Raw genomic sequence first — 20,434 nt, 5'->3', positions numbered from 1 at the left:
AAAATGCTGCAAACTAACGAAAAATCACAGAATTTAAGTGAAAAGCTAAAAAATTTAGAGGATAAAATATTAGAAACTCAAGATAAGAAGAGAAAACTTAGAGAAAAAGTTGAAAAACGAGAAAAAGAAATTCATTCAAAAGTAATTGAGATATGGAATAAAAAAGCACTGACCGACAAAGCTTTTCACAAAGATTTAGATAAAATCTTATCTACATTTAAGAAAATAGACACTGAAAACAAAAGGTATTTTTGGAGAACCTTTGAATTTGATATCTCTAAAAAAGAAACATTAAAAGATAGTTTTGCTTTTTTTGTAGATCACGAAAGGGTTGATTTTCAAATTAATCTAAATGGTTTGTATACAGACTTATCTGTTGCTGGAGAAAGCTTCAAGATTGACGACATTGAAAGTGCCAAAGAGCTATATTTGAATACAATTATCGAGACATTTGGTGCTCAAAATTATTTATGACCATTATTGAGAAACATTTTGAAGAAAAACTAAGTGACAAAGAAATAGGTGAGTTTATTGCTAATTTTATTGATTTAAAGGGTTATACAAACATGGATGTTATATATGATGAAAAAAATGAACCACTTTACATTAAATTTAAAATTTATGAGGATCAGTTAAATGGTTGAAAACTGGCAAATAATATTAGCAATTATTATTGTAGGACTTTCAATTGTAATGCCAATTTATTATTCACACCAAAAGAAGAAAAAGGCTCAGCAAGAAGAGCTAAATAAAATTAAAATCTATGGTGAGAATATAAATAAACAAACTCGAGATAAACATTAATACCTAAATTCTAAAATATTAAATAGATTTTTTTTGCATTTCATAAATAAAACAAGTTTGTAGCAAAATTCAAACATACACTATTGATTTATTGGGATCATGCATTGGATTTCAATCCTTTTCTTTAGAGTTCCGCTTTTTTTATTATCTCCCTTGTTGCGTAATTCTAATACGAAACAGAAAAGGGTTGGAACCATAAGTAACTATAAACTGTTAACCTTAAAAAAATCAATTAACCATAGGAGCTCTAATACATGGAAATAAACCGTGTACACAAGTATTGTCACGTCAATACCTATATAGCATACGATAACTGTTACCCTGTCTACAAACAATCATTTAAATTTGAAATAAAACCTGGAGAACACAACAGCTTAGTCTGGGATAAGATCATAAAAATATTTGAAAAAAATGGATACAAAGTGGAGCTCAAATCATGAAGAGAGTTTTACTTATTATTTTATCTCACTTACTGTTGTTTTTCATTGTCTTTGCATATCAAGCCCAAGCTCATGCGGAAGATGAGGAATGGACGATAGATAGTTTGGAAACTCTAGCTTATGCAAGGGTTTCAGGGGAAGTTATCCATGGTGATAATTTAAACTTCTTCATCGACTCCCGAGATGATTGCCAAAAAGTATGGAATAACTTTACTTTTGTCACCTACAATGACCCAGGAGATATTAAACAGCTTTTGGGAAAACACATTCCAATCACAATTAATGGAGAAGAAATAACAGCAAAAGTTGAGCATATTTCTCCATTTTTAAAACTTGGTTGGAGAGTACTTTTTACGATCGGCACATATCCTGTAAAAGAATACATCAATGTATTAAATAATTTCTATATTGAAGAAAAAAAATATGAAATCAAAATTATTGATGGCATTGATTTTAAAGCAGATAAATACTTCGATATTTCAGTAAACAGTTGGAAATTAGATAAGCTAGTTCCATCTGTCTTAGCGGCTCATAAGCTTTGTAAACAACTAAATGATATGGAGAGTTAAAATGTTTAGAATTTTTTTGTTATTTATCCTTTTATTTCCTAATATTTCTCATGCAGACCAAGGTCTCAATCTTACCTGTAAAAATTTATTATCAGCACTTGGGAAGCAATACGAACCTTTAAACTTTAAGCTTGAAGTAACAGGCTTTCATTATTTTGATAAAGATCACAATGAATTTAAGGTCATTCCATCAGAGGAATTGGTATTTGGAGACGACATGTTTGTTGCTAAATTTCCTGAGTATGAATTAGGGTTTCAAAGAATAGTATATGCTGGCGAAACTGAGCAAATTATTACTATGTCTAAATATGATTTTATAAATGATAAATTTTTAGCTCATTATGAATGTGATATAGAAACAACAAATATCGATTAATTATTATGTTTATTAAAAATAAGAAAGAAACAATCTATTATAGTGGTTTTTCAATGGAACCATCTGAAACTGTAGAACTTTTAGATAATTCAAAAGGAAAGATAATTTCAAATCGAACGCACAAGATTGTAAAATTAGAAGAATATAAGATCTTATCTTTTTGGGATAAAATAAATGAATTAGGAGTATGGAATTGGAGTAAAAAATATCCAGTTAAAGAACCAGAATTAGAACAACTCTTAGACGGGTATAGATGGGAATTAAAATTAAGAGATAGAAATGGTAAAGCTAAATATTGTTCAGGCTACATGAGTTTTCCAAGAAAGTTTAAGGAATTAATTAAAGAATTAAATTATTTGTTTGGCAGCAAAATTAGATTTTAATTATTATCTTTTTGCTCGTAATACCATTTTTTTTGTCTGTCTCTTTTAGCTTCTAATTGTTCCTCAGTTAAATTGGCATAGATTTTTTTATCATATTGTTCTTTTTCTTTTTGGCTCATTTCATCTCTTATTTTTTTAGTAGAAGCTCTATTTTTTAATACACTTATATCTATTTCACCCTTTTTGAATTCTTGAATACTCTCTTTAGTAGAGTGCTTTAAAATGTTGTTCATATTTATTCTTTTACCTGAATGATAAAATTTAAGACCTGGTCTATCAGTTTCTTTTCTAGTTAAATATTTTACCTGATTTAATTTTGTCTCGCCTCTAAAATCTTTCTTAGTCCAATTTCGAGGTTTGCTATCAATTATTTTTTGAAGCTCTTCATCTGTTCTTAGTTCCCATTGATTGTTACCTTTAGGATTTCGGTTGAAGTCTTTTTTGATCATTAGTTAATTAAATAGATAAGATCTATGTTATTATAATTTATGAAAAAATTTAATGAAAAGTTAAAAAAAATTTCTGAAATTAGATGTGAAGAATTGCACAATCATGAAGATGGCACTCATATGTACGTAATATATTTTCATCATGCTAGTGGTAGAGTTGAATTGATAGCCAAAAGTTCAATTAAACCAATATTTGCAAGGCAAGTATCAAAGGTCTACTAATTTAGGCTTTTTTAAACTCAAATAATTTCAAGGATATAAAGTCTCTTCTAGATATTTTCTTTTTTAATTTGGGTATTTTAACTTTGAGAGATCTTACAAACTTTAAATATTCAAAAAATCTAAGTGTAGAGACAGTTTTTCTAACAACAGCTGCAATACATAATCCTACTAAAAAGCTTAGTAAAGAAACACCCATTGCTTTTACTGTTAAAGCAAAAGCACTAACACTAGCACCACCTTTAATAATTCCCCACTTAAGGTTTCGCATCTCTTGTTTGTTAGAGGATTGATCATATCGATAAGCAAGCACTACTATTGAAGTAATAGAACCAACAGGGTCTCCATGTACAAAACTAGAAGCAAGTACTCCTGATGCTATTTCAGAAAACTCTTCTTTATGTCTTTTTTTCCAATTAAAAAATAAAGCAAGTGGTCCAATAGAACTTGCTAGTAATTCATTAAATTCAACATGCTTAATATCGTCTAGCCATCTTTGAGGAATCTTGATGGCCTCATTAAATTGATCATAAATAATTGTATATGATTTAGAGTAAGTTGAATGTATGGCAGATGAAATAATAGGTAGTGAATGCAAAATTTTTTTCACAGTAAAGTCTTATAACACAAAATAGGCAAAAGTTTTAAATTTATATTAATTTTTGCTGATAATTTTTAAACTTTTTTGAAGGTATTAAATTTTTTAGCTCTTCAAGCTTATATTCTTTATTATTATTTAATATTTTATTATGAACCATTGATGAATATAAAGCTGCACTATATGCCTGACAATTTAATGATTTTTCTGGATTAAATTCTATATCAGTAAAAGCTTCATAATTCAGGATTTCAGCTTTCAAATTATTGTTTTGATTTAAAGCTATGAAATAAAGCCATGAATAAAAATCAAAATCTAAAGAAAAAGTTTCACCAAAAAAACTAAATTCTTTTAAATCACTTCTTTTTATTCTTTCATCTTTTTTTGCATCAATCGATGACATTTCATAAATATCTTCGTTTGGTCCTTGGTCAGTAAATATTTTACTACCTTGAAACAAGCTTTCTAAAAAATATTCTTTATTTTTATAATTAATTATTAAATTGAATGCACTTAATTGAATTCCTAATTTATTTTCAGATTTAGTTGAGATTTCTAATATTTTATCCAACTTAAATTCTTTAGATATATTTTCATGAAAAGATGAAATAGATTTTTGTTTTTGACTTTTTGCAAAACCAGAGAACCATGTGAATTCAACTGAATTTGTTGTGACTAGTTCTTCTTTATCTTGAGACGGTATAAAAAAAGGTCGTTTAGCCATTTTGTAATTGTTTTAGTTCTTCCAGGTTAATAAATTTTTCTGACTGTATATTCCCAATCAGGCATATTTCAGCCTGAGAACAAGTTGTTTCATTTGGTTTTTGATTAAATCTTTTAATTTTGCCTCTTTCATTAAGCGTGTGTCTTTTAACTGTTTTTTTGAACATACCATCAAAAGCCAACCACGTTTTTAAAATTGCTAATTCGTCATCGTTTTGTCTATATTGATCAAATGTGTGACTTGCTGCATTAGTATCACAAAATATGCACTCATTTTCAACGATTACTGATGGATCTATTTTAATTTCAACAAAATCACTATCATTTAATTTTTGTCTTCTTTTAAAACTCTCAAAAAGAAATGAATTTTTATAGGTTATCGATAAAGATATTGCATAATTCCAATCGTCTCTTCTCTCTGGATCATTATAAACATATTCTAAATTTCTTTTTTTTAATTCTTCAAGACTTAACAATCCATTATTGAGAATAGAATTAACATTTTGTCTTTTTGTAAAATGAATTAATTGTGTAATTTTCCTTGTCTCTAAAATATTTAAAATTCTCTCTCTTCTTTCCATTAAATGATATTTTTTACTCTAGAAAATATATCATCAATTGGTAGCTTTTCATTAGTTAAATGGCACCATGAAATTCTGATTGCTCCTTTTAGTCTGTTTTCATCATCAGTCATAGCTTTTATCACATGAGATGGTTCATATGTAGATGATGTACACGCACTGCCATTTGATACAGAAATAAGATCTTTAGTTGTCAACATAAATGCTTCTGCATCTACATTTGGTACTGAAAAATTGATACAATTTCCTAATAAATATTTTTCATCACCATTTAAATTTCCATTTAAACTTTTCATTAATTTAATTATTTGATTATAAATTTTTTTATTTTGTTCCTGTCTTTTTTTTAAATTTTTCTTAGCAATTTTGGCAGCTACACCTAAACCAACAATTAAATGAACTGGAAGAGTACCAGGTCTTAACTTTGCTTGTTGTCCACCACCAAAAAATAATGGTTGCAAAGGTGGCTTATTAAAATTTCTTAATCTAGTAACTAATGCCCCAATTCCTTTAGGACCAAACACTTTATGACCGCTAATGCTTATTAGATCAATTCTTTTATTCGAAAGTGTATCAATATCTTTTCCATACATTTGTGCTGCATCAACATGAAAATAACAGTCATGATCTTTAATAATTTCTATTATTTCATTAATAGGTTGTATTACACCTGTCTCATTGTTAACTCCCATAATTGAAATAAGAAGAGTATCTTCTCTTAATTTATCTTTGATATCTTTTTGATTTACTCTTCCAGATTTATCTACATTTATAATATCAACTTCAAATCCTACTTTTTCTAATTCCTGAATTGGTTCTAGTACTGCTTTATGTTCTATTGCTGAAGTGATGATATGTTTTTTATTATTTTTTAAACCATAATCTTTTAGACCAAAAATACTCAGGTTATTCGATTCTGTTGCACCACTTGTGAAAATTATTTCATTTCTCGATGCATTCACCAAACTTACTACATGGTCTGTCGCTTCATGAACTGCTTTCTTTGCAATAGAACCAAAGCTGTGTGTATGAGAACCTTCGTTACCAAAGTCTATCGTTAAATAATTATTCATCTTCTCTACAACCTCAGGTTCAATTGGAGTGGTAGCGTTGCAGTCTAAATAAATGCTCATTTTAGTATGTTGAATTTTAATATTTGTATGTTAAATAAATAACATACAATATATAAATAATCTAATATTTTATTGATTTTTATGACTTTAAATGTTCACAAATTTGCAGCCATCAAAGGGCAACAATCAGGAGATGATTATTACACTGTTGTTTGTGAAATGGCAATTATTCCAAGATTATTTTTATTTAACGAAGCAACTATTCCAACAGAACTTCGCGCACAAAGACATATCAATAAATCAAGGATCCCTGAAATGGCAAGATACATTGTTGATAATCCTAAGAACTATATTTTTTCTGCACTTACTGCATCAATAGACGGCAATGTTACTTTCAAACCATTAAAGTTAAATGGGAAAGACAGCGAAATAGGTGAACTAGAAATTGCTGGTGATGCAAAATTAATGATTAATGATGGTCAGCATCGTCGTGCAGCAATTGAAAAAGCATTAACTGAAAATCCAGATTTAGCAAAAGATACTGTTGCAGTTGTATTTTTTAAAGACAAAGGACTAAAAAAATCACAACAAATGTTTTCTGATTTGAATCGACATGCTATTCGACCAGCAACAAGTATTGCAAAACTTTATGATCATAGAGATCCAATTGCTGAAGTAATAAGAAGAGTTGTTTATGAAACTGAGGTATTTAAGGGCGTAGTTGAAATGGAACGATCCACAATTGCTGAGCGGTCTTCAAAATTATTTCCATTTTCAGGAATTTATTCAGCTTCAAAAACATTAATTGATTTAGAAAAGAATAAAAAAATTGATCAAGCTGTCAATTTGGTAAGTTCTTTTTGGGAAACTGTTGGAGAAAACATGGACCAATGGCGTGGAGTTAGAATAGGAAACTTGTCACCTGCAGAGGTTAGAAGAGATTATATTCACACGCATGTAATTATCTTACAAGCAGTAGGTCATGCTGGTAAAGATCTAATTGCACAGTTTCCAAGTAATTGGAAATCTAAGTTAAAGAATTTAAAAAAAATTAATTGGTTAAAGAATAATTCTGTATGGCATCAGAGAGTAATTATTAATGGTAGAGTAGTTAAAAATAACAACAGTATCATTTTAGCCTCAAATATAATTAAAAAAGCTTTGGGAGTTAAATTAAATACAAAAGAGAAAGCATTAGAAAGTCAGGTGAAAAAAAGTGGAAAGTAAAAGAAAATCTTTTTTTAATGAAATTGGTTTCAAGCCAACTATTGAAAAATTAGTAGATTTAACTGCTAAACTTTATTTAGAAGATGATAATCCATGGGTTGTTGGTTATTCGGGTGGAAAAGATAGTTCTGCTTGTTTGCAATTGATGTGGAGAGTATTAGAAAAAATTAAATCAGAAAATAAACCCATTAAACCATTACAGGTAATTACTACAGATACATTAGTTGAAAACCCTGTAGTTGCCACTTGGGTTCGAACTTCATTAGATTTATTGAGAAACAAAGCAAAAGAAAAAGGACTACCAATCTTTCCAAATTTATTAACACCTAATATTGAAGAGACATTCTGGGTAAACTTAATTGGTAAAGGTTATCCAGCGCCTAATACTAAATTTAGATGGTGTACAGAACGTATGAAAATAAGGCCTAGTGACCGTTTTTTAAGGAAAATATCATCAGAAAGTGGAGAAGCTGTTTTAGTTATTGGGACTAGAAAGGCGGAGAGTTCTAATAGAGCTATTTCCATTACTCGTTTTGAAAAAGAGGCAACAAGAGAAAACTTTTCAAAACATGTAAACCTTATGAATGTCAGTTCATATTTACCTATCAAGGATTGGACTAATGATGATGTTTGGCTTTATTTACTTCAAGAACCTTCTCCGTGGGGAATAAATAATAAAGATCTTCTATCAATGTATCAGGGTGCAACAGACGGTGGAGAATGTCCTTTAGTAGTCGATACTTCAACACCATCATGTGGAGATAGTAGATTTGGTTGCTGGGTTTGTACACTTGTTAAGCAAGATAAATCAATGTCAGCTATGGTTCAAAACGACTCTGAAAAATCATGGATGGAACCTTTGTTACAACTAAGAAATGATCTAACTATTAAAGATCACGATAAAAGAGATTTTAGAAGACTAAAAGGTCACGTACAATTGATGGGACCTGAGGATGAAGAAACAACAGTACCAGGACCTTATACCAAAACAAGTAGAGAAGAGTGGCTAAGAAAATTATTACAGGCACAAAATAAAATTAGAAGTAACAATCAGCTTCCTAAAGATTTGAAAAAGATCCAACTTATTAATCAAGATGAATTAGATCAGATTAGAAAAATTTGGTTTTATGATAAATTAGAAACGGATGATATTTTACCTAAAATTTGTGAGACAGAAGCTAAAGGAGAATACAACTTTGAACCTTTGGAAGATAGTCATGTCTTTGACCATGATATTTTGAAAATATTAAAAGAAACTTGTGGTGATGATGAGATGATTTTTGAAATCGCAAGAAGCCTTTTAGAGGTTGAGCGTAAACATTTTAAAAGTAATCGTCGAACAGGTTTATTTGATGAGTTTGAAAATATTTTTAGAAAATCGTTTTATAAAGATAAAACAGATGCGATTGAATACGCTAAGCAAAAGAAGAAAATTAAAAATCAAGCAAATAAACAATTACCTTTAGAGACTAATTAATGATCTTCGAAAATTTATTAATCAATAATTTTGGTGTTTATTGTGGAAAACAGAATTTTGATTTAAGTACAAAGTCAAAAAAACCAGTTATATTAATTGGGGCTCTTAATGGTTCCGGTAAAACTACATTTTTACAAGCAATAGATTTTGTACTTTATGGTAAATTTTCAAATTACTTTTATTCACAAAAGCTTTCTTATGAAAACTTCTTAACTAAAAATATTAATAAAAAGAACTTTGATGAGGGTGCACAAATAGAACTAACCTTTAATAGAAAATATAAAGGTAAAAAACAAAAGTTTAAAATCTCAAGAAACTGGAAGTTGGTTGGAAAAAAAATGAAAGAAGAATTCTTTGTTTTTATTGATGATAAATACGATGAAGACATCACTAAAGATTGGGATAATTTTGTAGATCAGATTTTGCCTTCAAGAGTTGCTTCTTTATTCTTTTTTGACGGAGAAAAGATTGAACAATTGGCAGACTTAGACCAGTCACAAAAAGTATTGAAAAAAGCCATTAATTCATTGTTAGGCCTTGAGATAGTGGATCAATTAAATGTTGATGTTGATGAGTTTCAGAAAAGATCTTCTCTTCAAATAAAAGATGATGACGAAAAAAAAGTAATTGAGGAAATGGAAGCAAAGATCAAAGAGTATGAAAAAGAAATTAAAGTTATTGATGAGAAAATTGTTAAGGAAGAAGATAAATTAACTAAAGTAAAATATGAGACGAGAGAACTAGATATAGAACTATCCCAAAAAGGGGTAGCTTACTATGATAAGAAAAAAGAATATGAAAAAGAACAATTAGAAATTGATGAAAAAAGAAAAACTTTGCAAGAAGATTTAGTCAAAGTTGCAGCAAGTGAAGCACCATTACTTATTGTAGAAAAAGAACTAAATGAAATTAATTTACAATCTAAAGAACATAATTCTTCTATAGATCAGTCAATTATACAGGAAAAAATTAATCAGTTAGTAGATCAATTTAATGAATTTTCTGAAAAAAATTGTTCAGATAAAGATTATCTAGGTAAATTTAAAAAATTTAGTGATCAACAAAAAATTAAAAAAGATACAAATAATCAAAAGACTGAATTTTTATTAAAAAGTATCAATCCATTTGAAACAAATTTTTTACTTAATGAAAATCTTCCAAATACGAAAAAAGATATAGATAAATTAACATCTAAAAAAATTAAATTAGATGAAGAATATGAAAAAGTTAGTCAGTTGATAAATAAAATACCAAGTGATGATGAAATTAAACCTTTAATTGAGAAATCAAAAAAACTTAAAAAAGAAGAAGAAACTTTAATTACTAAAATGAATCTTTTAAGAGAAGAACGTGGAAGATCAAATGGTCCTTTAATAAAATTAAATTTTGATCTTAAAAAAGAATATGAAAGAAAAACAGCAAAAGATATTGATAATTTAGATAATAAGAGATTTATTGATTACTCAATTAAAGTTAAAGACGTTTTAAGTTCTTTCCATGTAAAAGCACTAGATTATCATATTAAAAGATTGGAAAAATTAATTTTAAATTGTTTCAAAAGTCTTCATCGTAAAAAGAATTTTATTAAATCAATCAAAATTGATACAATTGAATTTGATTTAAAAATTTCAGACAAAAAAGATACTGAGATAAATACAGAGGATCTTTCAGCAGGTGAAAGACAACTACTTGCTGTAGCTATTTTGTGGGGACTTGCAAAAGCATCTAATAGCGCAGCACCAACTATTATTGATACTCCATTAGGAAGGTTAGATAGTGAACATCGGTTTAATTTGGTAGAACAATATTTTCCAACTGCATCTAAACAAGTAATTTTATTGTCAACAGATGAAGAGATTAATAAAAAATATCACAAGTTTATTTCTCCATATTTATCAAGATCTTACAAAATTGAATATGATGAGAAATTAAGTGGTAGTAAATTATCGGAGGGTTATTTTTTCTAATGGATATTGATCTTGATGTACTGAGAACCTCAACCAATGTTAAAAATTCTTTAACAAGAATTAAGACACTTACTGGAATACCTAATTGGAATATTATTTGTAGATGGGCTTTTTGTTTATCTATCAAACAAACCGCTCTACCTAGAGAAGTAGAAGAGAAGTTGGATGGAATAGAGATAAGTTATGATGTTCTATTTGGTAAAAATAAACCAATATATACGCAGCTTTTAATTAATAATTTGGTTACCCATAAAGTTGAAATAGATAAGAAAAATCTAACTAAATACCTATACGCCCACGTCAACCGAGGTGTAAATATTATTTATACTAACAAGTTAAAAGATATTTCAGGGTTGATGGCCTTTACAAATTCTTAAAAAAATTGACGAAAATATTTTTAAAAAAGAGAAATTACCAAGCTTTTGTTAAGTTAGAAAATAAAGACAAACTATCTATAGAATTAAAAGATTTAGAGTTTTCTGTTCGTGCAATGAACTCCTTATCCAATCAAGGAATTAAAACTCTAGGTGAATTAATTGTTTATACTGAAAATGATTTAAAATCTTTTCCTAACATGGGAAGGACAAGTATTGAAGAAATTAAAAATATATTAGAGGATTTTTCTTTATACCTAGGTATGAATTTAGAACCAATCAATTTTGAGGAAAATAATAATACAGTAGAACCAGAAAATAAGGAATGGACAGAAGTTTCAAAAACATTACTTCTAGAATTGATCAAAGATTTTAACGAAATTCCATTACCTTTGAGAGCAAAAAATGCTTTATTAAATTTAGGTTGTAATTATGTGGGTGATATAATTTTGTTAAATAAATCAGAATTATTTAAAATCAGAGCTCTTGGCTATAAATCAATCTTGGAAATTGAAGATTATTTAAAAAATTTAAATTTGGATTTTGGTGATCAGTTATCCCCTTGGGATAAAGATATTGTAATTAAATTACGAGAGGAATTAAGAGAAGAAGTTTCAGAAACAAAAAAATTTGAGTTAATTGATCAAGATAAATTATTAGAGATAGAATTAAAAAGAGTTTTAAATGAAGCTATTCGAATATCAAAAAAAGATAAATCACATAAAGATCGAGTAGTAGATATTTTAAATAGTAGATTTGGTTTAGATGGTTCACCAGCAAAAACATTAGAGATAATTGGTCAAAAATATAATGTAACTAGAGAACGTATAAGACAAAATGAAAGTTATGGATTAAGAAAATTAAAATTTTCAAAACCAATTACTCCAATTTTAGATAAGATTTTTGAAATTTTAGATCAGTCGCTTCCAATTACAGAAATTGAATTTAATAAAATATTAAAAGATAAAGGACTTACAAACCTTGAGTGGGATTTTAAAGGGCTGCAAGATTTTTATGAAAGTTTTATGTTAAAGCAAGATTTTTATATTTCAAAAGTTAATAATATAAAGATTATTTCTAAGTCTTCAATTGATAATCTTTTTAGAGAAGTGATAAAAAATATAAAAAAAAAAATTTCTAATTCAGGCTTGCTATCTCTATCTGAGTGTATGAAATTTAAAGAAGTTTATCTAAATAATATTAAAAAAGAAACTGTTAAAAAATTTATACAAACAATGCAATTGTTTACCTGGTTAGATCATGAAGAAGAATGGTTTACTTTTTATTCAAATAGAAACCGATTATCAAATTTAATTTCAAAAGCTGCTACTGCCAGAAGACAAATAAATATAAATGATTTATTTTTTAAAATTCAAAACAATCATAGGTTGGGTAGTATTGATTTTGATAAGAATGTTTTTATAAAATTTTGTAAAAAAAGCTTTGATTGCTATATAGAAAAAGAAGAATTAATATTTAATTCATCAAAATCAAAAATCTCAGAGTACGAAGGTTATAAAGGTGAAATAATTGCACCAAATGAAGCAATTATCATTAAAGTGTTTAAAGAATATGGACCAATTTTGAACTGGAGAGATATAAAAGATCTCTCTGGAAAAGAGGGTGTTAGCGAGCATTCTTTCAACATGATCATGCAGTTTTCAATTTTATTCAAAAGAATTGATAAGGCTACTTATATTTTGAATGGAGAAAAATTAGAAAACTTGAAAATTAAGAATTATGTAAAAATAGATTTAATGACAAATACATTTAGAAAAGAAAATTGCCCAATGATTAAAAATAATGGTCAATTTTATATAGAGGTTTATAGATCTAAAAAATATATTAAAACTGTTGCGTATCCACAAACTTTGAGAAAAATAGATGAAAAGGATAAAGGTGTTTTGTTTGACAACAAAATTTATCCCCTAATTTAATCATCTGTAACAAGTTTATTGATAGTAGAAAAAAACATTAATAAATCACTTGGTAATTTATTATCTAATTTTTTCATAATTTCAAAATAACCACCAAAAGCATAACAATGCAAATCAATCATTCCTTCATCACTTATTGACCTAACTGGATTTTTTCCAAGTTTTTCATTTAAAATTTTTTGTATTTCAGGTTTATTTTCATAATTTTTGTCCTTTTCATTAATCATATGAGATACAAATAATGCAACCAGTAAATCTTTAGAAACTGATAAATTATCGGTCCAATTAGGAACCATATCTCCTTTGATGTATTTTGTATCATTAAAATCAATTTTTTTATTTTTTTTTAAACCAACTAGTAAAGAAAGATAAAATAAATCCATAATATCTTCAATTGGACTAAACATTTTAGATGAGTTATTTTTTTGAAATTTTATATGGTCAGTCATTTCACTCATACCTTTAAATTTTTCATCATCTTTCAAACCTTTTAAATATTGAAATCTTTGCATTATTTTAAATATTATTTTTTATATTTGTTTTAAATTCCCAAAAGAATTCTTTATTATTTTTACTTACAATAAATTCCTCATTATTTTTTTTGGATATATTATACTTTTTAGCTAATTGAATTAAATTTGATGTTTCTTTTTCAATTGTATTGAAAGCAACAATAAGGTTTATTTTATTATTAGTTTTTTTTTCCAAAACATCTACAAAGTCTGTTTTTTCAGTTGGCAAGATTAAGCCGATGTACTGATTATTCAAATGAGTTGCAATAGTTGTTGCAATTTCTTCTCTACTTACATCATCCATAGCAGTTGCTGGACTGTCAACGATAAATGGAAAATTAAAATTTGGTCTATCTAAAAGTTTTATTAAAAACAAATATGCTATTCTAGCTTGTTGTCCAGCTGATCCAGAGTCTTTCCCTTCAAGAGTAATTTTATCTTTAATATCTTTAACAAACACTTTTTCGAAAGGCATTACTCTAGGAATTTCTTTATTTATTTTTTCAACTAAATCATTTGTTAAAAAATTTAAAGACTTTTGCTGTGTTTTTTTAAAAACATCTTTTATCACCTTAATTCTGCTGCTAATTTTTTCTGTTTTGGTTGCCTCTCCAATTTTTTTACCAACAATTTCAAGTAAATTATTTATTTTATTAATACTATTATCATCTGGCGTATCTTGTTTTGATGGTGCTTCATTATATTTCTTAAAAAAATCATCTAATAATTGAATTTTCTCATTAATTTTTAACAATTTTTCTTTTGCATCATCATATTTTTTATCGTCAATTCCCTCAACAATCTCATTCTCTTTTCTCTCCTCAATACTTAATATTTGTTTTTTTTCTGCAATTAATGAAATTGCATCATTAAGGTCTATTATTTCATTATCTGATTCTTTTCTTATCTTATGTTTCAGCACACTTAGTATTAACCAAGTATCTTCAGAAAGAATACTTTCTTTGCTTTCTAAAATCTTTTTTTTCATTTCCTCGTTCATTTCATGTCCACACAAACATTGATTAGCCTTAATTAAATCATCAAAAAAAGCTTTACCGACACTTTCAGGTATTTTTAAATTATTTAAATTTTTTTCAAAATTGATTAATTTTTCTTTAAAATCTTTGTTTATCAACATTGGATTTCTAATTTTTAAATAGTAATCATCATATGCTCTTTTTAAGTCATTTTTAGCTAAAGAAATTTTTTCTCTGGCAGTATCAAACTTTTCTTTTATACTTTTTTTACTACTTTCAATATCATCTTTAATTTTTTCATATTTTTTTTTTTCTTTTTTTAAATTTTCATATTCTGTTTTATTTTTTTCATTTTCAGTAATTAGCTCATCTCTTTTTTTAAATAATTTCTCTCTATAATTTTTAAGTTCCTCTAACTCTCTTCTGCTTATATTTTCTGTTTCACTTTCATTTTGTTTTTTTACTAAATAACTATCAAGCGCATTACTAACTTGATCAAAATAATATAATTTGTAGAGTTTATTTATAGAGTCTATTGCTGCAGTACTTTCAAATAAATCGTCAACTAGCTCAAGATCAAAAAATGTTTTTTCAATATATTCTTGATCTAAATATTTTTTGATTTCTTCAGGTAGATTTAGCCCGGGTAGAGTACCATCTATTGGGTCTGTAGTTTCATAACTTAGACTTTTTTTATTAAAATCAAAAATTGTCTTAATTCTATATTTTTCATTATTAACTTTAATATTTAAAACAAATTCACCTTTATCTTCTTTAGATTTTGATTTTTGAAATGAACTAATATTTTTCTTTTCAAGTATATTAGAATAATCACAGAACGAAAACCTTAGTAAATTTAGAGTTGTTGTTTTACCCATACCACTAGGCATCATTAGCACAGATGTTTTTTTACCATTCTCTGGATCTATATCTATTTCCCAATCAGGGACTCGTAAACCTTTTGATTTCCAACTTATTATTTTTACATCCATTTATTTTTCATTCTCAACTAGTTTTTCAATATCTTTATCGATATCTTTTCCGGTGTCCCACTTTTCTAATATATTTTCTAAATTATTTTGAAATTCATGATCTAGTTCATTTTCTTCACAAACTTTTTTTAAAATTTCTAAAATTTTTGTGTCAATTGCCATATTTAAACTAATTTTTTTATTTCGGATAATTCTTTGAGTTTTTTATATCTATTATAATCAGATCCCTCTTTTTTTTCCATGTCATCTTCTTCAAAAAAATCAATAACACAGGCTCTCTTCTGAGGAAATTTACTATCTGTTCTTAAGACTCTGCCAAGTCTTTGAATTAATTGAATTCCTTGTGGGGTTGCAAATAACACTATGTTGTTAACATCTTTTACATCTATCCCCTCTGATAATTTTTCACAGTTTAACAAACAATCAATTTCTCCATTAGAAAATTTAATAATATTTTCATATTTTGATCCATCGGTATGTTTTCTAAAATTGATATTTTTATGAACTAAAACATTTAAAACTCTATCAACATAAACTTTTTCATTTGCATAAATAAAACTACGATGCAAATATTTTGATATTTTGTTAAAATTATTTTCAAACACTCTTACTTTGTCTACACAATTTTTCTTAATTGCTGATAGTTTTAAATTTTTTTTTTTCTCTGCAATTTTTGGATTTACACCATTTTTAATATCTTCTTCATAAGCTGAATACGCTCTTGACCTTTTTTTTCTGTCACTTTCTAGCAATTTATAATCTAAACGAATTAGATCAAACTCAACCAATACACCATCCTGAATAGCTTTTTTTAGAGGATATTCATCTACAATCTCCCCTATTTCTTTGAACAATATTTTTGTTCTCTCTGGTTCAAATTTATTTTCAATAGTAGCTGACAACCCAAGTCTATATTTTATATTTTTTTGCAGACCTTCAATATCTGGAATAGTTTTATCTGAAAATAAACCATGTACCTCATCATGTATAATTATTGTTTTAGTTAAATCTTTTTTATTAATTTTTTTTAAAAGTTTTGGAAGATTATGTTTGCTGACAATCAATAATTGTACGATATTGCTTTGCAAACTTAACGTAAATTCCTCTAATTGATTTTTGTTTTGAGCAAATTTTAAGAGATTAATATCTTCATATGTTTCGGTTTTTAGCCATTCACGAATATTTTTTTCCCATTGACTAATTAAGTTATCTTTTTCTAATTGAATTATAATATTATTTATTTCTTTATCTTTTATTAGTTGAGTTACAATTGATAATGCTGTTCTTGTTTTACCGGTCCCTGTAGCCATTTCTAAGATACCGCATTTAGCTTTTATAAATTTCTCTCTTGCTTTTTGTTGAAATCTCCATTTTTCATCTTTTACCTCAAGATAATTTTCTTTGAGTTCATTTTCCTCTTCTTTTATAGATCCAATTTGTTTTAATTTTTTAATCTGATCTTCGTCCAGTAAATCACCAAGCGTATCCTTGTTTTTTTCAAAAGCTTTTTTAATAATGTTTTGAATTTCTTTTTTTGATTTGGGTGCTTCCAGTGTTATTTTATCAAGTGTTTTCTTTGATAAAGGTTTTGTCTGAAAACCAGGTGCTTTGTCATCCCAAGCTAAATCAAATTTATATTCGAAATCGTTTATGTGTACATCTTCTCCGTTGATGTTAGTAAATACATCAATACCTTCTATATTTCTCTCATGTCCACCGTGACTTTCATTTGGTCCTCCATTAAATCCAACTTTAAGACCTTCATCAAAATAAAACATGCCTTTTTTCCAATGAAACATACCTGGATTTTCAATGTGTCTAGGAAAACCAAATTTGAGAATTAATTTTTTTTTTGCTACCAAATAAGCAAATATTTTTAATTTAATATCTCTTTCATCTTGTTTTTCTAAATCTTTATTTACTAATAATTTTGCATCTTCATAAATTTTATCACTGATCTCATTCCAAAAATTATCATCTTTCATTTCTATGGTTTTTTTTAATGCCTCAGCGTCAAAAGCATTTAAACTTGGATTTGCTATTATTTTGACTATGCATTTTTCATCTTCATTATCTAAAATTTTTAAAAGAGCTTTTCCCCAATCAAAAATTACACTGCTTCGGAATTCACCCGTCATTCTTTTGTATTGTTTGCAGTTTTCTAAACATGGAGAGTAAAAATCTTTACCTAAATTATCTCCATAAGCGTTATCGTAAGTTGGCTTAAGATTTTCTATAAATTTTTTAATTTCCATAATTAATGATAAGTTTTAACCACTATATAAGCTAAAATATATTTAAGGATTATTGTCTCTAAAATAATAGTTTAGATCAGATTTAATTTAAAAAAAAATTCAAAAAAGACCGTAAAAATGCAATTTTTTTATCAATTTCTTAAAAAACCCCTATTTTATTGATTTTTTTATCGTAAAAAAAAGTATAAAAAATTTAAAATAAAGCTTGCAATCGTATATTAAAGTTGATAATCGTAAAAAAATTATGAAAAATTTTAAAATAAATATAAACAGCAAACAAAAAGGAGGTGCTCTAATTGCAAACAACACTTCAAATCCAGTTGATGCTCATTTTTCAACTGGATCATTGGAGCAGCCTTCAAAAACAGAATTTAAGAATACTCATGGTTGTCCTTTTGTTAGTCATAGAAGTGGAGGTGAAAATGATGTGAAGCCAAAAATTAGGGCTAGTAAAGTATTAACTAGCCCTAATCTAAACAGCCAAGAAACAGAATTACTTAACAAATGTAATAGTTGGAGCAAATATGTAAGTACATTTCAGGCTAAATATGAAGTCGATACTGGCCCAGGAATTTATATATTTACTGAAGTTGATGAGCTTTACGGGATAATTATGAAATCCAGAATAGCTTATATAGGTAAAACTACTAGAAGCTTGGGCTCAAGAGCAAAAGAACACTTTAGAGAATGTGTTGATCCCAACTTTCATCATTGGTTAAGTAAAGCCGAGAAAAATAAAAAACTAAAAATTTTATTTAAACGATTTCCAGAAAAAAATTTAAGTAAAATTGAACAGTTTTTTATTAATAAATTAAATCCAATTTTCAACAAATTACATAATAACGGAGGTAAGAAATATGTCAGATAATTTAATAGATAATGTTCAAAAAATGGATGAAATGGAAAGACAAACAATTAAATCTTTAGGTTCTGGATTTAAAGCGTTTCAAAATAGACATCCAAACTACATCTTAGTGTCAAAAAATACTATGGGAGAAAATATTTCTTTTACTGGCTCTATGACATTAGACTCTTTTGGTAAAAATATTAAGTTCGCAATGCAAATGCCATTGTTTTCACAAATGGTAACAACTGAGAACGGGAAGCTTAAGCTTGATAGAGATCCTCATATGCTTAATGAGTTAACTCAAAGGGAAGTAGATTATAAAAGAGAAGCAGATTTGGTTAGATATCTTTTAGATGATCAAAGAAAATTTCCACCGATTTTAGCTGTAGTTACTGCTGATTGGGTAGATCCAGACTCAGGTAAATATAATAAAGATTATTGGGGAGATGGTCAAATGCCTACAGCAAAACAAGACAGTTGCAACTTCATAAGTCTCACAGATGATTTAGGTTTACTTGATATTTCAAGTAACTATTTTATTTATGCTTTAGATGGACAACACCGTCTTCTGGGAGTAAAAGGTTTACAGCAGCTTGCTGATAAAGGTACTCTTACAATAGGAAAAAAAGATCGTGGAATTGAATGGTTTAAACATGACGATTATCCTGTCAGTAATATACACAAAATATTAAATGAAAAAATTTCAATTGAGTTTGTTGTTGGAGTAAAAAAAGATGAAACAAGGTCTGAAGCTAAAGAAAGAGTTCGTACTTTGTTTGTTGATATTAATGACAAAGCACAGAGACTCTCAAAAGCGGCTGGTGCTGCTTTAAAAGATAATGGTTATAATAAAATTGCAAAAAATGTTCTTGAGAAAGGTACCAATTTTTTATCTAAAACAGTTGAAAAAGATGGTAAAACCGAGAACGTTACAAATCTAAAGAGTACAAATCCTACTGATGGTTCTCCAGAATTCACCACTTTAGACATACTTGTAAATATGGCTGAATATTTAATTCAGGATGATAAACTCAACACTAAATCTAATCAAAAATATGATAAAGAAGAAGAGGTAAAACAAATAGAGGAATATACCTCAATCTTTTCAGAATTTATCAGTAAGATGCAGAAACTAGAATGCATCGATCAATTTTTGAATACAACAGATGTGAAAGCGTCTAATTTCAGAATCTACAATCATAAAAAAGTTTCTGGTCAACATGGACAGGGCAACGTTCTTTTTAGAAGAGTTGGTCAAATTGCTTTTGCTAAAACTGTGGGCCTTTGCTTAAAAGATAACAAAGACTTAGATCAGATATTTACAGCAATTTATAAATTTGAAAAAAAAGGTGGATTTAGTAAACTTGATAATTGGAACTCCATCTTTTATTCTGTTTTATATAATCCTCAAAAAACAAGAATGATTGTATCAACAAGCGCAATTACTCTTGCTGCAAAGTTATTAAAATATGTTCTTTTTCAAAACGTTACAGATGAAGAAAGAGAAAGTTTAAGGCAATCTCTTATTGAAAGCAGATTGATAAGAACGTCTGGCAAAGTAATTAATTATGATGGTAATCATCTTGATTGTAAAATTCTTGAGGATGATACTTTTGAATGTGATCTTAAACTTCCGGAGACTGTGTAATGTTTT

23 protein-coding genes are annotated in these 20,434 nt (G+C 27.5%); 14 read left to right on the top strand and 9 right to left on the bottom strand.

Features of this window, described 5'->3' with window-relative positions; genetic code table 11:
- Window positions 1–3 precede the first annotated feature (3 nt).
- The 6 genes from ACTTBE_RS04920 to ACTTBE_RS04895 all read left to right on the top strand — a co-directional run bounded on the left by ACTTBE_RS04920 (window position 4) and on the right by ACTTBE_RS04895 (window position 2,572).
- Window positions 4–474, top strand: a complete 471-nt coding sequence (locus ACTTBE_RS04920) for a hypothetical protein (RefSeq protein WP_440677421.1) — start codon at window positions 4–6, stop codon at window positions 472–474.
- Window positions 471–644 (top strand): hypothetical protein, encoded by a 174-nt coding sequence (locus ACTTBE_RS04915; RefSeq protein WP_440677420.1) that lies wholly within the window; start codon window positions 471–473, stop codon window positions 642–644. The genes ACTTBE_RS04920 and ACTTBE_RS04915 overlap by 4 nt, the downstream gene beginning before the upstream one ends.
- Window positions 637–804, top strand: a complete 168-nt coding sequence (locus ACTTBE_RS04910) for a hypothetical protein (protein ID WP_440677419.1) — start codon at window positions 637–639, stop codon at window positions 802–804. The genes ACTTBE_RS04915 and ACTTBE_RS04910 overlap by 8 nt, the downstream gene beginning before the upstream one ends.
- A gap of 475 nt (window positions 805–1,279) precedes the next feature.
- Window positions 1,280–1,813: a hypothetical protein gene (locus tag ACTTBE_RS04905; protein WP_440655280.1), complete on the top strand. Its 534-nt coding sequence runs from the start codon at window positions 1,280–1,282 to the stop codon at window positions 1,811–1,813.
- Between the two features lies 1 nt (window position 1,814).
- Window positions 1,815–2,189: a hypothetical protein gene (locus ACTTBE_RS04900; protein ID WP_440655282.1), complete on the top strand. Its 375-nt coding sequence runs from the start codon at window positions 1,815–1,817 to the stop codon at window positions 2,187–2,189.
- 5 nt (window positions 2,190–2,194) lie between these two features.
- On the top strand, window positions 2,195–2,572 hold the full coding sequence (locus tag ACTTBE_RS04895) for a hypothetical protein (protein ID WP_440677418.1): 378 nt from the start codon (window positions 2,195–2,197) through the stop codon (window positions 2,570–2,572).
- On the opposite strand, the gene ACTTBE_RS04890 is transcribed toward ACTTBE_RS04895, so the two are convergent.
- Window positions 2,569–3,021: a hypothetical protein gene (locus ACTTBE_RS04890; RefSeq protein ID WP_440677417.1), complete on the bottom strand. Its 453-nt coding sequence runs from the start codon at window positions 3,019–3,021 to the stop codon at window positions 2,569–2,571. The genes ACTTBE_RS04895 and ACTTBE_RS04890 overlap by 4 nt on opposite strands.
- Window positions 3,022–3,060: 39 nt before the next feature.
- On the opposite strand from ACTTBE_RS04890, the gene ACTTBE_RS04885 reads away from it, so the two are divergent.
- Window positions 3,061–3,243 (top strand): hypothetical protein, encoded by a 183-nt coding sequence (locus ACTTBE_RS04885; RefSeq protein WP_440655286.1) that lies wholly within the window; start codon window positions 3,061–3,063, stop codon window positions 3,241–3,243.
- A gap of 1 nt (window position 3,244) precedes the next feature.
- Here the strand turns inward: ACTTBE_RS04885 and ACTTBE_RS04880 are convergent, their stop codons facing one another.
- The 4 genes from ACTTBE_RS04880 to dndA are packed head-to-tail and all read right to left on the bottom strand — an operon-like array spanning window position 3,245 to window position 6,275.
- Window positions 3,245–3,850, bottom strand: a complete 606-nt coding sequence (locus ACTTBE_RS04880) for a hypothetical protein (protein ID WP_440647260.1) — start codon at window positions 3,848–3,850, stop codon at window positions 3,245–3,247.
- Between the two features lie 40 nt (window positions 3,851–3,890).
- Window positions 3,891–4,562, bottom strand: a complete 672-nt coding sequence (locus ACTTBE_RS04875) for a DarT1-associated NADAR antitoxin family protein (protein ID WP_440677416.1) — start codon at window positions 4,560–4,562, stop codon at window positions 3,891–3,893.
- Window positions 4,555–5,142 carry a DarT ssDNA thymidine ADP-ribosyltransferase family protein gene (locus ACTTBE_RS04870; protein ID WP_440655290.1) on the bottom strand — a complete coding sequence of 196 codons (588 nt, stop codon included), beginning with the start codon at window positions 5,140–5,142 and terminating at the stop codon, window positions 4,555–4,557. Before ACTTBE_RS04870 ends, ACTTBE_RS04875 begins: the two co-directional genes overlap by 8 nt.
- Window positions 5,142–6,275 carry a cysteine desulfurase DndA gene (dndA, locus tag ACTTBE_RS04865; RefSeq protein WP_440677415.1) on the bottom strand — a complete coding sequence of 378 codons (1,134 nt, stop codon included), beginning with the start codon at window positions 6,273–6,275 and terminating at the stop codon, window positions 5,142–5,144. Before dndA ends, ACTTBE_RS04870 begins: the two co-directional genes overlap by 1 nt.
- Before the next feature lie 81 nt (window positions 6,276–6,356).
- Between dndA and dndB the strand changes: the two genes are divergently transcribed.
- From dndB to ACTTBE_RS04840, 5 genes are read left to right on the top strand one after another with little or no spacing between them, the layout of a single operon-like run.
- On the top strand, window positions 6,357–7,442 hold the full coding sequence (dndB, locus tag ACTTBE_RS04860) for a DNA sulfur modification protein DndB (protein WP_440677414.1): 1,086 nt from the start codon (window positions 6,357–6,359) through the stop codon (window positions 7,440–7,442).
- Window positions 7,432–8,919, top strand: coding sequence for a DNA phosphorothioation system sulfurtransferase DndC (gene dndC / locus ACTTBE_RS04855; protein WP_440677413.1), 1,488 nt, complete (start codon window positions 7,432–7,434; stop codon window positions 8,917–8,919). Before dndB ends, dndC begins: the two co-directional genes overlap by 11 nt.
- Window positions 8,919–10,886: a DNA sulfur modification protein DndD gene (gene dndD / locus ACTTBE_RS04850; RefSeq protein WP_440677412.1), complete on the top strand. Its 1,968-nt coding sequence runs from the start codon at window positions 8,919–8,921 to the stop codon at window positions 10,884–10,886. The genes dndC and dndD overlap by 1 nt, the downstream gene beginning before the upstream one ends.
- The gene (gene dndE, locus ACTTBE_RS04845; RefSeq protein WP_440677411.1) at window positions 10,886–11,263 is read left to right on the top strand and encodes a DNA sulfur modification protein DndE; all 378 of its coding nucleotides are present in this window, start codon (window positions 10,886–10,888) and stop codon (window positions 11,261–11,263) included. The genes dndD and dndE overlap by 1 nt, the downstream gene beginning before the upstream one ends.
- 5 nt (window positions 11,264–11,268) lie before the next feature.
- Entirely contained in the window at window positions 11,269–13,197 is a 1,929-nt protein-coding gene (locus tag ACTTBE_RS04840; RefSeq protein WP_440677410.1) for a DNA-directed RNA polymerase subunit alpha C-terminal domain-containing protein, read from the top strand.
- Here ACTTBE_RS04840 and ACTTBE_RS04835 read toward each other — a convergent pair.
- The 4 genes from ACTTBE_RS04835 to ACTTBE_RS04820 are packed head-to-tail and all read right to left on the bottom strand — an operon-like array spanning window position 13,194 to window position 17,933.
- On the bottom strand, window positions 13,194–13,709 hold the full coding sequence (locus tag ACTTBE_RS04835; protein ID WP_440677409.1) for a hypothetical protein: 516 nt from the start codon (window positions 13,707–13,709) through the stop codon (window positions 13,194–13,196). The two genes, ACTTBE_RS04840 and ACTTBE_RS04835, sit on opposite strands and share 4 nt — an antisense overlap.
- A 4-nt stretch (window positions 13,710–13,713) precedes the next feature.
- Window positions 13,714–15,678 (bottom strand): hypothetical protein, encoded by a 1,965-nt coding sequence (locus tag ACTTBE_RS04830; RefSeq protein WP_440677408.1) that lies wholly within the window; start codon window positions 15,676–15,678, stop codon window positions 13,714–13,716.
- Window positions 15,679–15,840: a hypothetical protein gene (locus tag ACTTBE_RS04825; protein ID WP_440677407.1), complete on the bottom strand. Its 162-nt coding sequence runs from the start codon at window positions 15,838–15,840 to the stop codon at window positions 15,679–15,681.
- A gap of 2 nt (window positions 15,841–15,842) precedes the next feature.
- Window positions 15,843–17,933: a DEAD/DEAH box helicase family protein gene (locus ACTTBE_RS04820; protein ID WP_440677406.1), complete on the bottom strand. Its 2,091-nt coding sequence runs from the start codon at window positions 17,931–17,933 to the stop codon at window positions 15,843–15,845.
- Window positions 17,934–18,177: 244 nt separating this feature from the next.
- Here ACTTBE_RS04820 and ACTTBE_RS04815 point away from each other — a divergent pair, with 244 nt between their 5' ends.
- On the top strand, window positions 18,178–18,801 hold the full coding sequence (locus ACTTBE_RS04815; RefSeq protein ID WP_440677405.1) for a hypothetical protein: 624 nt from the start codon (window positions 18,178–18,180) through the stop codon (window positions 18,799–18,801).
- Complete coding sequence (locus tag ACTTBE_RS04810; protein ID WP_440677404.1) at window positions 18,791–20,428, top strand: DGQHR domain-containing protein; 1,638 nt, start codon at window positions 18,791–18,793, stop codon at window positions 20,426–20,428. The genes ACTTBE_RS04815 and ACTTBE_RS04810 overlap by 11 nt, the downstream gene beginning before the upstream one ends.
- Window positions 20,429–20,434 lie beyond the last annotated feature (6 nt).

It is taken from the genome of Candidatus Pelagibacter sp. HIMB1587, from assembly GCF_052047775.1.
Taxonomy (GTDB): domain Bacteria; phylum Pseudomonadota; class Alphaproteobacteria; order Pelagibacterales; family Pelagibacteraceae; genus Pelagibacter.
Note: the sequence above shows the minus strand (reverse complement) of the source record. Positions and strands in the feature narration are given on the sequence as shown.

What these genes read in the sequence shown, in the direction of transcription:
- ACTTBE_RS04920 (WP_440677421.1), top strand. Translation starts at nt 4, where the DNA reads ATGCTGCAAACTAACGAAAAATCACAGAATTTAAGTGAAAAGCTAAAA.
- ACTTBE_RS04915 (WP_440677420.1), top strand. Translation starts at nt 471, where the DNA reads ATGACCATTATTGAGAAACATTTTGAAGAAAAACTAAGTGACAAAGAA.
- ACTTBE_RS04910 (WP_440677419.1), top strand. Translation starts at nt 637, where the DNA reads ATGGTTGAAAACTGGCAAATAATATTAGCAATTATTATTGTAGGACTT.
- ACTTBE_RS04900 (WP_440655282.1), top strand. Translation starts at nt 1,815, where the DNA reads ATGTTTAGAATTTTTTTGTTATTTATCCTTTTATTTCCTAATATTTCT.
- ACTTBE_RS04895 (WP_440677418.1), top strand. Translation starts at nt 2,195, where the DNA reads ATGTTTATTAAAAATAAGAAAGAAACAATCTATTATAGTGGTTTTTCA.
- ACTTBE_RS04890 (WP_440677417.1), bottom strand. Translation starts at nt 3,021, where the DNA reads ATGATCAAAAAAGACTTCAACCGAAATCCTAAAGGTAACAATCAATGG.
- ACTTBE_RS04885 (WP_440655286.1), top strand. Translation starts at nt 3,061, where the DNA reads ATGAAAAAATTTAATGAAAAGTTAAAAAAAATTTCTGAAATTAGATGT.
- ACTTBE_RS04875 (WP_440677416.1), bottom strand. Translation starts at nt 4,562, where the DNA reads ATGGCTAAACGACCTTTTTTTATACCGTCTCAAGATAAAGAAGAACTA.
- ACTTBE_RS04870 (WP_440655290.1), bottom strand. Translation starts at nt 5,142, where the DNA reads ATGGAAAGAAGAGAGAGAATTTTAAATATTTTAGAGACAAGGAAAATT.
- dndA (WP_440677415.1), bottom strand. Translation starts at nt 6,275, where the DNA reads ATGAGCATTTATTTAGACTGCAACGCTACCACTCCAATTGAACCTGAG.
- dndB (WP_440677414.1), top strand. Translation starts at nt 6,357, where the DNA reads ATGACTTTAAATGTTCACAAATTTGCAGCCATCAAAGGGCAACAATCA.
- dndD (WP_440677412.1), top strand. Translation starts at nt 8,919, where the DNA reads ATGATCTTCGAAAATTTATTAATCAATAATTTTGGTGTTTATTGTGGA.
- dndE (WP_440677411.1), top strand. Translation starts at nt 10,886, where the DNA reads ATGGATATTGATCTTGATGTACTGAGAACCTCAACCAATGTTAAAAAT.
- ACTTBE_RS04835 (WP_440677409.1), bottom strand. Translation starts at nt 13,709, where the DNA reads ATGCAAAGATTTCAATATTTAAAAGGTTTGAAAGATGATGAAAAATTT.
- ACTTBE_RS04830 (WP_440677408.1), bottom strand. Translation starts at nt 15,678, where the DNA reads ATGGATGTAAAAATAATAAGTTGGAAATCAAAAGGTTTACGAGTCCCT.
- ACTTBE_RS04825 (WP_440677407.1), bottom strand. Translation starts at nt 15,840, where the DNA reads ATGGCAATTGACACAAAAATTTTAGAAATTTTAAAAAAAGTTTGTGAA.
- ACTTBE_RS04820 (WP_440677406.1), bottom strand. Translation starts at nt 17,933, where the DNA reads ATGGAAATTAAAAAATTTATAGAAAATCTTAAGCCAACTTACGATAAC.
- ACTTBE_RS04815 (WP_440677405.1), top strand. Translation starts at nt 18,178, where the DNA reads ATGAAAAATTTTAAAATAAATATAAACAGCAAACAAAAAGGAGGTGCT.
- ACTTBE_RS04810 (WP_440677404.1), top strand. Translation starts at nt 18,791, where the DNA reads ATGTCAGATAATTTAATAGATAATGTTCAAAAAATGGATGAAATGGAA.